Genomic DNA, 13,341 nt, shown 5'->3' on the forward strand with positions numbered 1-13,341 from the left:
GTTATGGTGGAGTTGCTGGTTAGGCGGTTGCACACAGAGCGGGAGGGCTATACCACTGCTAGGACTGCCATACCTAGTAACGTCCTGGAAAAGATTGTCTGGCACAAGGAATTGGAGATTCAAACCGATCGGGATATTTCCCGTTTGGAACGTTTGCCGGTGCGAGATTTTATTGGCAGTCTGCGGTGCTCCCCTTACCAGCCAGGGTTGATTGCGGAAGTGAAACGGGGATCACCGAGTAAGGGAGTAATCAGAGAAAATTTTGACCCTGTGGCGATCGCGACGGCTTACGAGGAGGGGGGGGCAAGGGCAATTTCGGTGTTGACTGACAGGGAGTTTTTTGGGGGCAGTTTTGAGTATTTGGGGCAGGTAAAGGGGGCAGTGAGCTTGCCTGTGTTGTGTAAAGAGTTCATCATCGATCGGGTGCAGTTGGACTGGGCGCGGGCGTTTGGCGCGGATGCGGTGTTGTTGATTGTGGCGATTTTGTCCGACTACGATTTGCAGGATTTGTGGGATTATGCCCAGGAGTTGGGAATGCAGGTATTGGTGGAGGTGCACACGATCGGGGAGTTACAGCGGGTTTTGTCTTTGGCGGGGATATTGGCAGGGCTGAGGGCAGGACGGGGGGCGATCGGGGTGAACAATCGGGATTTGCGGGATTTTACGGTGAATTTGCAAACCACGATCGAGGTCATCAACTCAGTAGATAGGGAACTGCGGGAAAGTTTGTTTTGGGTGAGTGAGTCGGGTCTATTCACGCGGGCTGATTTGGATTTGGTACAAGCAGCGGGGGCGAAGGCGGTCTTGGTGGGGGAATCCTTAGTTAAGCAGTCTGACATTAGGCAAGCAGTAGTGCGGTTACTGCAGGGATGACTTTAGTAATCAAAATTGGCACTTCGACGCTGACGCGCCCAGATACAGGGGATTTATATATCAGTGCCATTGCGCGGTTGGTGGAAACGATCGTGGAATTGCGTCGCCAGGGCTACAAGGTTATCTTGGTGTCCTCGGGGGCAGTGGGGGTAGGTTGTACGCGGTTAGGGATCACAGAGCGTCCAAAAAAGTTGAGCACTAAGCAAGCAGTGGCGGCTGTAGGACAGAGTCGGTTGATGCGCATCTACGACGATTTTTTCAGTCAGTTTCAGCAGCCTGTCGCCCAAGTACTTCTTACCCGTGCCAATCTCATAGAAAGACAGCACTACGTCAACGTCAGCAACACTTTTAACGAACTGTTAGAAATGGGGGTAATTCCCATCGTCAATGAAAATGACACCGTGGCTGTGGAGGAATTGAAATTCGGTGATAACGATACCCTCTCTGCCCTGGTAGCAAGCCTAGTACAGGCCCAGTGGTTGTTTTTGCTGACCGATGTCGATCGGTTGTATTCTGCTGACCCCCGCAAATTCCCTGCCGCTGAGCCAATTTTGTCTGTGAGCAGTGCCGAGTTACGTTCTCTGGCCATTGACACAACCTCAGAGGGGAAAAGTTGGGGGACGGGGGGGATGGTCACCAAAATTACAGCTGCCAGGATTGCCACCAGCGCGGGCGTAAGGACAGTTATCATGCATGGCAGGGAGCCAGAAAACATTCTGCAAATTCTCAAGGGAGAACCGATCGGGACGCATTTTGCTCCCCAGCCCCAAGCCCTGAGTGCCCGCAAGCGTTGGATTGCCTACGGCATGATCCCCCTGGGGGAACTGGTGTTAGATGAGGGAGCCGTGATTGCTGTTACCACCAAGGGCAAATCGTTGTTACCAGCAGGGATTGTGGAGGTACGGGGGGAGTTTGACAGCGGGGATTGTGTCAGTTTGGTTGACCAGGAGGGAAGAGAAATCGGCAGAGGCATCAGCAACTACAATAGCCAGGCAGTGCGGCAGATTCAGAAGTGTCAGTCAGAGGCAATTAGCGATATTCTTGGCTATGAAGGTGAACCCACTGTCGTCCACCGTGACAACCTAGTTATCCTAGACACAGCCCCTGCCCCTTCAGTATAATTACTACCTAACCTTTGCCCAAGGAGTGCCTATGCAGGACAAGTTGATGTTGATGATTCCAGGGCCCACTCCCGTTCCTGAACGCGTATTGCTAGCTCTGGCAAAACACCCGATCGGTCATCGTTCCAGTGAATTCAGCCAGATTTTTGCCGATGTCACAGACAAGCTCAAGTGGCTACACCAGACCCAAAACGATGTCTTGATCCTCACTGCTAGTGGCACGGGGGCGATGGAAGCAGCCATTATCAACTTTCTCTCCAAGGGCGATCGGGTTTTGGTGGGGGAAAACGGCAAATTTGGGCAACGGTGGGCAGAGGTGTGCGAGGCTTATGGTCTCACCACAGAACGCATCACAGCAGAATGGGGTAAGCCCCTTGACCCCGAGGTGTTCCGCGAGAAGTTGGAGGCAGACAAAGACAAGACCATCAAGGCGGTGATCATCACCCACAGTGAGACTTCTACGGGGGTACTTAACGACCTAGAAACCATCAATCGTCACGTCAAAGCCCACGGGGAAGCTCTGATTATTGTCGATGCGGTCACTAGCCTGGGGGCAACCAACTTGCCTATGGATGAGTGGGGTATCGATGTGATCGGGTCGGGGTCACAAAAAGCTTATATGATTCCCCCTGGGTTGGGGTTTGTGGCAGTGTCAGAGAGGGCATGGCAGGCTTACAAACGGGCTGACCTACCCCGCTACTACCTGGACTTGGGCAAAGCTCGCAAGGATGCGCAGAAGAACACCACTCCCTTTACAGCCTCTGTCAACATGATCGTGGCTCTGCGAGAGAGTTTGACTATGATGCAGGAAGAGGGACTGGAAAACATCTTTGCTCGCCACAGTCGGCATCGGGCAGCGGTGAGGAGTGCAGTTAGAGCGCTGGGGTTGCCTCTTTTCACCAGTGATGACTGTGCTAGTCCTGCCATTACTGCTGTAGCTCCCGTCAACGTGGAGGCGGAGAAGGTGCGCTCCCTGATGAAGAAACATTTCCAGATTGCTCTGGCGGGGGGTCAAGACCATCTCAACGGCAAGATATTCCGCATTGGGCATTTGGGCTATGTCAGCGATCGGGATATTCTCAGTGCCATTAGTGCGCTGGAAGCGACTTTGCAGATGCTAGGGGTAGAAATCACGCCAGGAGCGGGGGTAAACGCAGCTATCCAAGCCATTAGGGGTTAGATGACGGTTGATCCTGACTTGCTCTGGTTGGGGGAGATGATGGGGGCAGACCAAGTGCTGACCGATCGGCAGATGATTGCTATGTTGTGTCCCCACCTAGCAGGTAAAACGCTAGCAGAGCTGACCCCAGAGGAAGTAGCGGAGTTGTTAAAAGCGGCAGAGTCTTTTCCCCTGAGTACCCTTCCAGAAGAGGAGGAGGATTAGTCAATTATCTATGCGGGTGGAATTTCGGGAGTGCGACTGGTTCAACCTGTGGATTTGGATTGAGTTTCAGGACTATCTCACAGAGAGGGAAAAGCAAATTATAGATGAGGTGTTTTCTTCCTGGTTTTTGCTAGGGAAGTTGGGAGGGTTCAATGCGGCTAACCTCCAGGTGCTAGAAGCAGGGGTGGATGTCAGTCATCTGGACTATGACTCCGATAGTTTGCAGGGGGAAATGATGGCGGTCATGCACAATATCAGTGATGTGGAATACGAGGGCAATTGGGCGCGCTGTTGGGTGGATTTGGGGACGGCTGATGCCATCGCTTTAGACACCTTGCTCAATACTCTCTACCGCCTCAGTGAGGAATATGTCCCTATTGTGAAGGTCTACATTGGTGGAGAGCAGGAACACTGGCCCATCGATCGGCGCTATGACTAGTTATACTAAGTTTGCTCCCTCTGCCAGTCCCTATGGATGCTTACCAACAGTTTCTTGCCTTGACCGATCGGGGTAATTTTATTCCTGTATTTCGGGAATTCGTGGCGGATTTGGATACACCTGTGGGGGCATGGTATCGAGTCTGTCAAGGCTCAGCCTACAACTTTTTGTTGGAATCGGTGGAGGGCGGGGAGAGAATAGGGCGTTACAGTCTGCTGGGTTGTGACCCCCTGTGGCGGTTGGCAAACTACGGCGATCGGACAGTCCAGGTTTACCGCGATGGCTCCAAGAGAGAGTTACAGGGTAATCCTTTCCACCACTTGGCAGCGTGTTTAGCTGATATTCATCCTGTCCATTTGCTGCAGTTGCCCCCTAGTATCGCTGGTGTGGTGGGGTTCTGGGGCTATGAGTTGATTAAATGGATAGAACCCCGTGTGCCCATTCATCCCCCTTGCGGTCTCCCCGATGGCTTGTGGATGCAATTCGATCGGTTACTGGTTTTTGATCAGGTCAAGCGCAAGATTTGGGTGATTGTCTATGCTGATACCAGGGAAACCGCACCTGCCATAGCCTACGATCGTGCCCTGGAGCGCCTAGAGGAGACTATAGCCAAGCTACATCAGCCCCTAACCGATCGGTATGACCTAGTTTTAACCCCTGATGCGCCTGCCATCGCTTACGAAAGCAACTTCACGGAAACGGCATTTACTGCAGCTGTAGAAAAGGCTAAGGAGTACATTCGCCGTGGTGACATCTTCCAAGTGGTACTTTCCCAGAGACTGTCCACTCCCTTTAGCGGCGATCCCTTCCGCCTCTATCGTGCCCTGCGTTTAATCAACCCTTCCCCCTACATGGCCTATCTGCAATTTGGTGATTGGCAGTTGATTGGTTCCAGTCCCGAAGTGATGGTCAAGGTGGAAAATACCAGTCAAGAGAACTGTAAAAAGGTGGCGTTAGTCAGACCGATCGCTGGTACGCGCAAACGGGGAGCCACTCCCGAAGAAGACCAGGCGTTAGCGCAAGAGTTGCTGCAGGACCCCAAAGAAATTGCTGAACATGTGATGTTGGTGGACTTGGGACGGAATGACCTGGGTAGGGTGTGTCGTGCGGGCACGGTGAAGGTGAACGAAATGATGACGATCGAGCGTTATTCCCATGTCATGCACATTGTCAGCAATGTTGTCGGCGAAGTGCTGCCCAGCAAGACTGCTTGGGATGTATTGCAAGCGACTTTTCCTGCTGGTACTGTCAGCGGTGCACCTAAAATTAGAGCCATGGAGATCATCTACGAACTAGAACCCGATCGGCGTGGTCCCTACGCAGGTGCCTACGGCTATTACGATTTTCGGGGACAGTTGAATGTAGCCATCACCATTCGCAGTTTGATCGTGCACCAAGGACGAGTAAGTGTCCAGGCAGGAGCAGGTATAGTGGCAGATTCCCAACCCCATTTGGAATACCAGGAGACCCTCAACAAAGCGCGGGGGATGTTGGAAGCAATTCGGCAAATTAGTTCTGCAGTGTGAGACACTCCCGTTGTCTACTGGCTAAGATGGAAGGGATACCCTCGAGGTGAGCGATGCACATTGGCGAAAGTATCAAAATGGCGTGGCAGACTCTCAGTGCCAACCGCTTGCGCAGTTTCCTCACCATGCTGGGGATAGTGATTGGCAACGCTTCGGTGATTGCCATGATCGGTGTGGGGGAAGGGGGTAAACGCTATGCTGCTGGTCAGTTCCAGTCCCTAGGCACCAATGTTCTGTTCGTCATCACGGGTAGTGACAGCACCCGCCGCAACATCCTCAATCCTCCCCCCCGCCTCGTGCTCTCTGATGCGGAAGCCATTGCGCAACAAGTCCCCACGGTCAAAGCTGTTGCCCCCGAAGTCAGAGGGACGGAACGCGCTACTTTTAACGATCGTTTCCGCACTACGCCTTTGATTGGCACTACTCCTGAATACAGCCAGGTGCGGGATGTGGACACCTACATGGGCAGATTTTTTAACCACCAGGATTTGCAGCGCCGCGCCCGTGTGGTCACCCTTGGTTGTGATACAGCTAAATTATTCTTTGGCAGCTTGCCTTCTACTGTGCCTGGCAAGGAAACGGAATGTAAAAAGGACTCTCCTAACCCTGTCCAGTTCCTAATCAACCCCATTGGTCAACATATCCGCATTCGGGGTACAGCCTATGAGGTAATCGGCATTATGGAATCCAAGGGGGCGTTCCTGGGTTTCAACCAAGATGACACCATTTTGTTGCCCTTGACGACGATGGTCAGTCGTTTAGGTGGTCGTAATACTTCTCCCTACGGCATTGCCATTCAGGTCATCAACATCTCTGCCAAAGACGATCGCAGTGTCAGTGCTGCCAAATTCCAGGTAGAAAATCTGTTGAAACTCCGCCATCAAACAGACGACACCTTTACCATCCGCACCCAGAAAGACGCAATCGAAATTGTGGGCAATGTCACCACGGCTCTGACGGCAATGTTGGCAGCGATCGCTGGTATTTCCCTGTTGGTGGGGGGCATTGGCATCATGAACATTATGTTGGTATCTGTGGCTGAACGAACGCAGGAGATAGGACTGAGAAAAGCGATCGGAGCCTCCCAAAGAGACATCCTCACCCAGTTTTTAATTGAAGCAGTAATCCTAGGCACGATCGGGGGCATTTTAGGTACCAGTTTAGGCATTGGCGGTATTATTCTAGTGGCTGCCCTTACACCTCTAGAAACCACAATTTCCGTGGGAGCAATTTGGTTAGCGGTGGGAGTTTCCAGTGCCATTGGACTGTTCTTCGGCGTATTTCCCGCCCGCCAAGCAGCCAGACTTGACCCGATCGTAGCCCTGCGCAGTAATGTCTAGCCCTTAGATGCTACCCCTATCCGATCGAACAAAATGGCAGGAATAAGGCTATTTCCCCCTACTAACTCCCGCTCGCTACTCATATCAATCATTTGGTTGAAGGCTTCAAAGATACTACTAGCCACCATTGTATTTTTGACCCGCCCCACAATTTCTCCGTCTACCACTTTGTAGCCCAAAGCCAAGTTGACAGAAAATTCCCCTGCCAATTGATTGGACTGTCCTGCTCCCAGTACCTGCTCGACAATTAGACCCTTGGCCATCTTTCTCCGCAAATCTGTATAGGGAACATCCCCTGCAACAAAGCACAAATTGCAAGTGGCGGGAGTAGGGCGACTCAAGCCTGACCGAAAACCATTGCCCGTAGAACTTCTTCCCATTTTGGCTGCCCATTTCCTATCCCAGTAAAAACCCTGCACCACACCGCGGTCAATAAATGTCTTCTTTTGCGTCGGCGTACCCTCATCATCTACAGGACAGGCACTGACACCGATCGTGGGGTCTTCGTAGACCGTCAAACGCTGATCGAATAACTTCTCCCCCACCTTATCCGCGAGAGGGGAAGCCTTCTGCGCCACCGACTGCCCCGAGAGGACTGTATTAAACAAGCCGCCGATTACACTCGCCACCGCGCGGGGAGTAAACAGCACAGGCATAGCGCCACTTTCGATGGTGGTAATTTGCTCTGCCCAGCGGTACTTTTGGATAACTCGCTCCAGAATGGCATCGTAGTCAGGCTCACCTTCCCGCACCACTTCGTAGTCATAAATCTGCAGGAAATCCTCCCCTTGTACCAAATTGCCCCCTAGGGTACAACTAACTACCTGCCGTTGCTGCTGGCTGAATGTCCCCCCTGTAGTTGCCAAAGCCTTGTGCACAGAACGGATATGAAAGTCGGCGCTGACCATAATTTCTGAGTTATAGGAGCGTAACCCTTCAATCAACTTTTCCCCCACACCTACCAACTTATCAAAAGAGGGGGGCTGAAATGTAGAGGCGTGTAAGTCATCATAGGAAGAGTTATCACTGGCAAAGCTAAAAGTGGCTTCTTCCCCAATCTCCGCCGTCTGGATGGCAGCATCGATCAATTCTTCCAAACGATTGACATCTGTAGTGCTGGCAAAACCAACCCGATCGTTTACCCTCACCCTCAGAGCAATTCCCTGGCTGGCTTTAGTTTGTAGGCTTTTGAGACGGTTATTCTCAAATTCAATGGGTGTGTCTTCATTAGTCAAGTAAAATGCCTCTGCCTCTTGTACTAAAGGACGTACCCGATCGAGTAATTGGGAAAGAATTGCCTGCACCATAGCTGACCATAAAACAGTGGCTTTAATTATAGCCTATCTCCTTTACAAAAATTGACTGTTACTAGAGGCGTAAAGTTTTAGACTGAAGAGGGAGCTAGGAGAGGAGAGTTATGTACAAAAAAATTTTAGCAGCGATCGAGAATAACCCCAGAGGGGATCAAGTATTTGCCCGTGCTTTGGAACTGGCGGAGTTGAACAAAAGTGAGTTGCGTTTGCTCCATGTCCTCTCTCCTGAAGAAGAATATGGTCCTGTCTTTCATGGCATTTCCACCCTTGATTATTACCCCGCTTTGTATGATGACCTGATGCAAAAGTACCGCAAAGAATGGGAACAAATGTTAGAATCTACCCGCAGTCGTTTGGATAATCTGACCAACCAGGCTAGGGCAAGGGGCGTACCCACAGAATACAGCCAAAACTACGGCAGTCCAGGGCGGACAATTTGTGAAGTAGCAGAGGAGTGGCAGGCAGATTTAATTGTTATGGGACATCGAGGCTTGAAGGGAATTACTGAACTGATTCAGGGCAGTGCTAGCAACTACGTTCTTCACAACTCCAAGTGTTCGGTGCTGGTGGTAAAAATTCCCCACCTCATGGCAGAGCAAAGTTAGGGGTCGTAGTTGGTAATCAGTAGTTCGTGGATTTTGCCTCTCTTGGTACTCTTAGAATTGACAGCTCTGGCAGCATGAACACGGAAGATGTTGTAGCCACAGAAGACTTCTTCAAAGAAATTGTCCTGGGGGTTTTCATTTTTAGGGTCAGAGTTAGACAGCATTAGTTTTGCTCCCTTGGTTTGGTCTAGTTTCCGAAAGAATTTCGCGAGCTCCAATTGCTCCTTATCAGTAAATTCTGTACCTGTATAGGTAGTAAAGTTTGCTGTTTGGCTGATGGGGCGGTAGGGGGGATCGAAGTAAACAAAAGAATCTGCTGTAACTAGATTAAAGCAATCACTATAGATGCCGTAGTGTATTTCTGCTTTCCGTAATGCCCTAGCCACTGCATATATATTAGTTGGGTCACAAATTCTTGGCTTGTCGTAACGACCGTAGGGGACATTAAATTCTCCCTTAGAATTGAGGCGAAATAAACCATTGTAACAGGTTTTATTGAGGAAAATAAATTGGGCAGCTCTGGCAATCCAGTTGTCAGATGGTACTTTATGGTACGGGGGAGACATCAGTGTGCGGTTCCTATTAAACTCCTGCCTTACTGCTAAAAATAGCTCCCTGCGCTTCTCTAGGGGGGTGCCCTCGTAGTTTTTCTGATATTGTTCTAGGACAGTTAGTAAATCCTCAGGTCGTTGCTGAATTACTAAATAAGTGAGAATCAAATCCCTATTCACATCAAATAGATAGGCACTCTCGATTTGATACTGTTGCACAATGTGTAGGAATACCGCTCCACTCCCCAAGAATGGCTCAATGTAATTTCTAATTTTGCCTTCTTTCAGCTCACGGGGATAATAATTAACAAACTGGTCTAACAGCTGTGTCTTACCCCCTGCCCATTTAATAAATGGTTTAGCCCTAATTGTCCTATCGACCAAAACCAGTTATTTCTTCACCTCAGCTAACAACTGCTCTAATTCTTGGAGAGAAACTGCCCCCGAAAGAAACCGATCGTTCATAAAAAAGGCAGGCGTACCTTGAATACCCAATTCCCTACCCAGGTTAAAGTCAGCTACTACCGCATCTTCAGCAACTTGACTCTGACGGTCTTGATTAAATTTGTCCACATCTAGTCCCAGGTTTTGGGCTAGTTCCACATAAAATCCTTCCCCCAACCTTTGCTGCTGTGTGAATAACTGGTCATGAAATTCCCAAAACTTATTTTGCTGTTGGGCTGCCCAACTCGCCTTAGCCGCAGGTAACGCCTCGGGATGAATACTCTGCAGTGGAAAATGCTTGTAAGTGAGGGTCACTTCATTTTTGTGTTTCTCCATAAATTGCTTGACAGTAGTATGAGCCCGAGCACAGTAGGGACATTGAAAGTCCGAGAATTCTGCTAGGACAATTTTCCGATCGGGGCTACCAGTTGTAGGGGATTGACGAATGATATTAGTTGGTTGTCCCACCACTTGTTGAAATCTTTGTTGGATTTGTGCTCTGGCTTGCTCCTCCTGGTATTTCTGTACTGACTCCAGAATTACTTGGGGATTTTTTTTGATCACCTCCACCACTTTTGCTTCTAGTTCCGCATCACTGATCTTGTTACCACCGCCTATTTGCGCACATCCCCAAGTGCAAAACGCCAATACCACTAGCAAAATTAGTCGCCCTACCAGTCTCATTTACCTTGCCCCCCACACACCCGATTCTGGAAGTCACAGCTCCAGATGGCAGGTTCTTGCCAGCTCAAAGGAATTTCCAACAAGTCCCGTGCTCCCGTAAAGCCCTGACCAATAAATAGAATAACAGCAAATGTGTTCACTAAAGCATGGGCAAGGCGCACTTTCTCACTCCGATCGCGGTAAATTTCAGGCACGATCGCTAGGGATATAATCATCAGGATGGTGACTGCTGTGCCAAAGTAAAAGTGGGAGAGATACCATTCATTGTCCCGCCGAAAAATCGCCCCGAATCCTGCCCTTCTCAGCAGCAAATCTTGAAATCCTATGACCAATACTCCCAAACTGGTTAAAACCGCAAATAGGTAACGCCAAATTGCTTCCCTGGCTCGGTAGAGAATCACCAGAGAACCGATCGTTAAAACAAACATCAAGACCAGAAACACTACCTGAAAAGGCGCTTTACTCCCCAGGTCATTTTTGATGATATATTTGACAGTGGGATGTAGCAGCCCCAATAGACAACTACCCACTACAGCAGCAGTGAGAATCTTACCAAGGCGCAGATGCTCTCCACCAACGCCCGCGGCAATCTTATCATTTCTTTCTAATCTTTTTTGACGAGTCAACCAGGCAAAATTGACCACAACACCAACTATGGGGAAGACAAAGGTAACTGCCAAACTGGGATGAACAATCCTTAACCAGTCAGACTGCGTGAAATACTGCCAGCTAGCTAAAGCAAACAGGGGGCTATACATAGGGTCAAGCTGAGAACTGTTCCTATCCTACCTGCCCCCCTCTAACCCCCAAATCAACCCTCAGAGTTAAGTTGCAGAATTGCCATAAATGCCTCCTGCGGTACATCCACACTGCCCACTGCTTTCATTCTCTTCTTGCCTTCCTTTTGTTTCTCTAGGAGTTTCTTTTTGCGGGTAATATCACCGCCGTAGCACTTCGCCAGCACGTTCTTCCGTAGAGCAGGAATATTTTCCCGTGACAGTATCTTACTTCCCACCGCCGCTTGAATGGGAATTTGGAACTGATGGCGGGGAATTAACTCTTTCAATTTCGTTACTAATGCCTTGCCCACATAGTAGGCTTTGTCCCGATGCACGATCGTGGCGAGAGAATCCACTGGCTCTTCATTTACCAAAATATCCAAGCGTACCAGGTCATTCGGTCGATAACCGATCATGTGATACTCCATGCTGGCATAACCCTTCGATCGGGATTTCATCTGGTCAAAGAAGTCAGTGACAATTTCTGCCAAGGGCAATTCATAGATGAGCGTAACCCGATCGGCATTCAAATATTTCATCTCTTTGTAGATACCCCGTCGATTTTCACACAGCTCCATAATGGTGCCAATGTAGTCTTTAGGCATCATGATTTCCACTTGCACATAGGGTTCTTCGATCGATTGGCGTTCATGGGGGGGCGGCAGTTCGCTGGGGTTGTCAATCATCAGTACGTTCCCTTTGTTATCCACCACCTTATAGACCACTGTTGGGGCTGTGATAATCAAGTTGAGGTTATATTCTCTTTCCAGTCTTTCCTGCACAATTTCCATGTGGAGAAGACCGAGGAAACCACACCGAAAGCCAAACCCCATGGCACTGGAAGTCTCAGGCTCATAGTGCAAAGCAGCATCATTTAGTTTCAATTTCTCTAACGCTTCCCGCAGCTCCTCAAACTGGTCAGCATCCACAGGAAACATGCCACAAAAAACCATTGGCTTAGCCTCCTCGTAACCCTCCAAAGGAGTAGCAGCAGGATTGTGCGCCAGAGTAATCGTATCCCCTACGCGGGCATGTTCGACCGTCTTAATGGCAGCTGCTAAGTAACCCACTTCCCCTGCATGCAAACTTTCCACCTGCACCTGATGGGGAGTCATGACCCCCAATTCCGTAATTTCATACTCCCGTCCCGATGCCATGAATTTGATTTTGTCACCTTTTTTCACCTCCCCATCCATGACACGGAAATAGACAATCACTCCCCGATAGGCATCATAGTAACTGTCAAAAATTAACGCTCGCAGTGGCTCCTTAACTGTATCTCTGGGGGGGGGAACTTGTTTAACGATCGCTTCTAATATCTCCTTAATACCAATTCCTTCTTTTGCTGATGCCAGAATTGCCTGGGAACAGTCCAAACCAATTAACTCCTCAATTTCCTGTTTCACCCGATCGGGTTCGGCACTAGGTAGGTCAATTTTGTTGAGGACAGGGATAATCTCCAAGTCGTTTTCTATGGCTAGATAGACATTAGCTAGAGTTTGGGCTTCTACCCCCTGGGAAGCATCCACCACCAAGAGTGCCCCTTCACAGGCAGCTAGAGAGCGGGAAACCTCATAGGAAAAATCCACGTGCCCTGGCGTATCAATGAGATTAAGGACATACAAATTGCCGTCATCTGCTGTGTAGTTCATGCGAGCAGCCTGGAGTTTAATCGTGATCCCCCGCTCCCGCTCCAGTTCCATGTTGTCTAGGAATTGCTCCTTCATTTCCCGCTGCGACACTGTCCCCGTGAATTCCAATAACCGATCGGCTAAAGTTGATTTGCCATGATCAATGTGGGCAATGATACAGAAATTACGGATACGGGAAACAGCAACATCGGTCATAGAAGTTACCTGGTGGAACTATTAGGTTATGTTACAACAACTGGCGGACGGATAGGAAACGTGACCCAGCGGCAGCAATTCATCGCTATGATCGAACTAAAGACATTCTCACCCAAATATGGATGAATCGCCAAAACCCCTGCGCAACTTGACTGGTGCCAGTATTGCTTTCGCTATAGCTCTAGCGTTGTACTGGTTGACAAGCACGATCGGGGAAAAACTATCCGTCAATCCTATTTTTGGCAATAACCTGGCGTTTAGATTGAGTGTGGTGGTGCGCAGCGCTCTGCTGGCAGTGGGGACGGGAGGAACCATGGTCTTTGGCATGGTAGCACTAGGGCTAGTGTTATTGACCATCCGTCAGGCATTTTCCCCCAAACAGGACTAATCTGCTAAATTAACTACCTTCTCCCTGGTAACTTTGCCTATAATGTT

14 protein-coding genes are annotated in these 13,341 nt (G+C 49.6%); 9 read left to right on the forward strand and 5 right to left on the reverse strand.

All coding sequences use genetic code 11. The features are described from left to right. Positions 1-3 precede the first annotated feature (3 nt). Genes trpC through NZM01_06655 form a run of 7 tightly spaced genes read left to right on the forward strand, consistent with a single transcriptional unit; the run spans position 4 to position 6,683 of the window. On the forward strand, positions 4-873 hold the full coding sequence (gene trpC, locus NZM01_06625) for an indole-3-glycerol phosphate synthase TrpC (protein MCS6959707.1): 870 nt from the start codon (positions 4-6) through the stop codon (positions 871-873). Next, positions 870-1,994: a glutamate 5-kinase gene (gene proB, locus NZM01_06630; GenBank protein MCS6959708.1), complete on the forward strand. Its 1,125-nt coding sequence runs from the start codon at positions 870-872 to the stop codon at positions 1,992-1,994. Before trpC ends, proB begins: the two co-directional genes overlap by 4 nt. Before the next feature lie 31 nt (positions 1,995-2,025). Continuing rightward, positions 2,026-3,174 (forward strand): alanine--glyoxylate aminotransferase family protein, encoded by a 1,149-nt coding sequence (locus NZM01_06635; GenBank protein MCS6959709.1) that lies wholly within the window; start codon positions 2,026-2,028, stop codon positions 3,172-3,174. Beyond that, a complete protein-coding gene (locus tag NZM01_06640) occupies positions 3,175-3,378 on the forward strand; it encodes a hypothetical protein (protein MCS6959710.1) in 204 nt (67 codons plus the stop codon). A 10-nt stretch (positions 3,379-3,388) separates the two neighbouring features. Beyond that, complete coding sequence (locus NZM01_06645; GenBank protein ID MCS6959711.1) at positions 3,389-3,817, forward strand: DUF3531 family protein; 429 nt, start codon at positions 3,389-3,391, stop codon at positions 3,815-3,817. A gap of 32 nt (positions 3,818-3,849) precedes the next feature. Further along, the gene (gene trpE / locus NZM01_06650; protein ID MCS6959712.1) at positions 3,850-5,343 is read left to right on the forward strand and encodes an anthranilate synthase component I; all 1,494 of its coding nucleotides are present in this window, start codon (positions 3,850-3,852) and stop codon (positions 5,341-5,343) included. Positions 5,344-5,396: 53 nt separating this feature from the next. Further along, positions 5,397-6,683: an ABC transporter permease gene (locus NZM01_06655; GenBank protein ID MCS6959713.1), complete on the forward strand. Its 1,287-nt coding sequence runs from the start codon at positions 5,397-5,399 to the stop codon at positions 6,681-6,683. Here the strand turns inward: NZM01_06655 and NZM01_06660 are convergent. Continuing rightward, on the reverse strand, positions 6,680-7,990 hold the full coding sequence (locus tag NZM01_06660; GenBank protein ID MCS6959714.1) for a TldD/PmbA family protein: 1,311 nt from the start codon (positions 7,988-7,990) through the stop codon (positions 6,680-6,682). The two genes, NZM01_06655 and NZM01_06660, sit on opposite strands and share 4 nt — an antisense overlap. Positions 7,991-8,100: 110 nt before the next feature. Between NZM01_06660 and NZM01_06665 the strand changes: the two genes are divergently transcribed. Continuing rightward, positions 8,101-8,601 carry a universal stress protein gene (locus tag NZM01_06665; protein MCS6959715.1) on the forward strand — a complete coding sequence of 167 codons (501 nt, stop codon included), beginning with the start codon at positions 8,101-8,103 and terminating at the stop codon, positions 8,599-8,601. Here NZM01_06665 and NZM01_06670 read toward each other — a convergent pair. Genes NZM01_06670 through lepA form a run of 4 tightly spaced genes read right to left on the reverse strand, consistent with a single transcriptional unit; the run spans position 8,598 to position 12,906 of the window. Continuing rightward, positions 8,598-9,536, reverse strand: a complete 939-nt coding sequence (locus tag NZM01_06670) for a DNA adenine methylase (GenBank protein MCS6959716.1) — start codon at positions 9,534-9,536, stop codon at positions 8,598-8,600. The two genes, NZM01_06665 and NZM01_06670, sit on opposite strands and share 4 nt — an antisense overlap. A gap of 6 nt (positions 9,537-9,542) precedes the next feature. Further along, complete coding sequence (locus NZM01_06675; protein ID MCS6959717.1) at positions 9,543-10,280, reverse strand: thioredoxin domain-containing protein; 738 nt, start codon at positions 10,278-10,280, stop codon at positions 9,543-9,545. Continuing rightward, complete coding sequence (locus NZM01_06680) at positions 10,277-11,038, reverse strand: DUF4079 domain-containing protein (GenBank protein MCS6959718.1); 762 nt, start codon at positions 11,036-11,038, stop codon at positions 10,277-10,279. Before NZM01_06680 ends, NZM01_06675 begins: the two co-directional genes overlap by 4 nt. 53 nt (positions 11,039-11,091) lie before the next feature. Next, positions 11,092-12,906 carry a translation elongation factor 4 gene (gene lepA, locus NZM01_06685; GenBank protein MCS6959719.1) on the reverse strand — a complete coding sequence of 605 codons (1,815 nt, stop codon included), beginning with the start codon at positions 12,904-12,906 and terminating at the stop codon, positions 11,092-11,094. 118 nt (positions 12,907-13,024) lie between these two features. Here lepA and NZM01_06690 point away from each other — a divergent pair, with 118 nt between their 5' ends. Then, on the forward strand, positions 13,025-13,294 hold the full coding sequence (locus NZM01_06690; protein MCS6959720.1) for a DUF3082 domain-containing protein: 270 nt from the start codon (positions 13,025-13,027) through the stop codon (positions 13,292-13,294). The last annotated feature ends 47 nt before the right edge of the window (positions 13,295-13,341 follow it).

This window comes from Pseudanabaenaceae cyanobacterium SKYG29, assembly GCA_025055675.1.
Lineage (GTDB): Bacteria > Cyanobacteriota > Cyanobacteriia > Pseudanabaenales > Pseudanabaenaceae > M5B4.

Bases quoted from the DNA above. Each gene is read 5' to 3' on its own strand.
- trpC (MCS6959707.1), top strand. From the start codon at position 4: ATGGTGGAGTTGCTGGTTAGGCGGTTGCACACAGAGCGGGAGGGCTAT.
- proB (MCS6959708.1), top strand. From the start codon at position 870: ATGACTTTAGTAATCAAAATTGGCACTTCGACGCTGACGCGCCCAGAT.
- NZM01_06635 (MCS6959709.1), top strand. From the start codon at position 2,026: ATGCAGGACAAGTTGATGTTGATGATTCCAGGGCCCACTCCCGTTCCT.
- NZM01_06640 (MCS6959710.1), top strand. From the start codon at position 3,175: ATGACGGTTGATCCTGACTTGCTCTGGTTGGGGGAGATGATGGGGGCA.
- NZM01_06645 (MCS6959711.1), top strand. From the start codon at position 3,389: ATGCGGGTGGAATTTCGGGAGTGCGACTGGTTCAACCTGTGGATTTGG.
- trpE (MCS6959712.1), top strand. From the start codon at position 3,850: ATGGATGCTTACCAACAGTTTCTTGCCTTGACCGATCGGGGTAATTTT.
- NZM01_06655 (MCS6959713.1), top strand. From the start codon at position 5,397: ATGCACATTGGCGAAAGTATCAAAATGGCGTGGCAGACTCTCAGTGCC.
- NZM01_06660 (MCS6959714.1), bottom strand. From the start codon at position 7,990: ATGGTGCAGGCAATTCTTTCCCAATTACTCGATCGGGTACGTCCTTTA.
- NZM01_06665 (MCS6959715.1), top strand. From the start codon at position 8,101: ATGTACAAAAAAATTTTAGCAGCGATCGAGAATAACCCCAGAGGGGAT.
- NZM01_06675 (MCS6959717.1), bottom strand. From the start codon at position 10,280: ATGAGACTGGTAGGGCGACTAATTTTGCTAGTGGTATTGGCGTTTTGC.
- NZM01_06680 (MCS6959718.1), bottom strand. From the start codon at position 11,038: ATGTATAGCCCCCTGTTTGCTTTAGCTAGCTGGCAGTATTTCACGCAG.
- lepA (MCS6959719.1), bottom strand. From the start codon at position 12,906: ATGACCGATGTTGCTGTTTCCCGTATCCGTAATTTCTGTATCATTGCC.
- NZM01_06690 (MCS6959720.1), top strand. From the start codon at position 13,025: ATGGATGAATCGCCAAAACCCCTGCGCAACTTGACTGGTGCCAGTATT.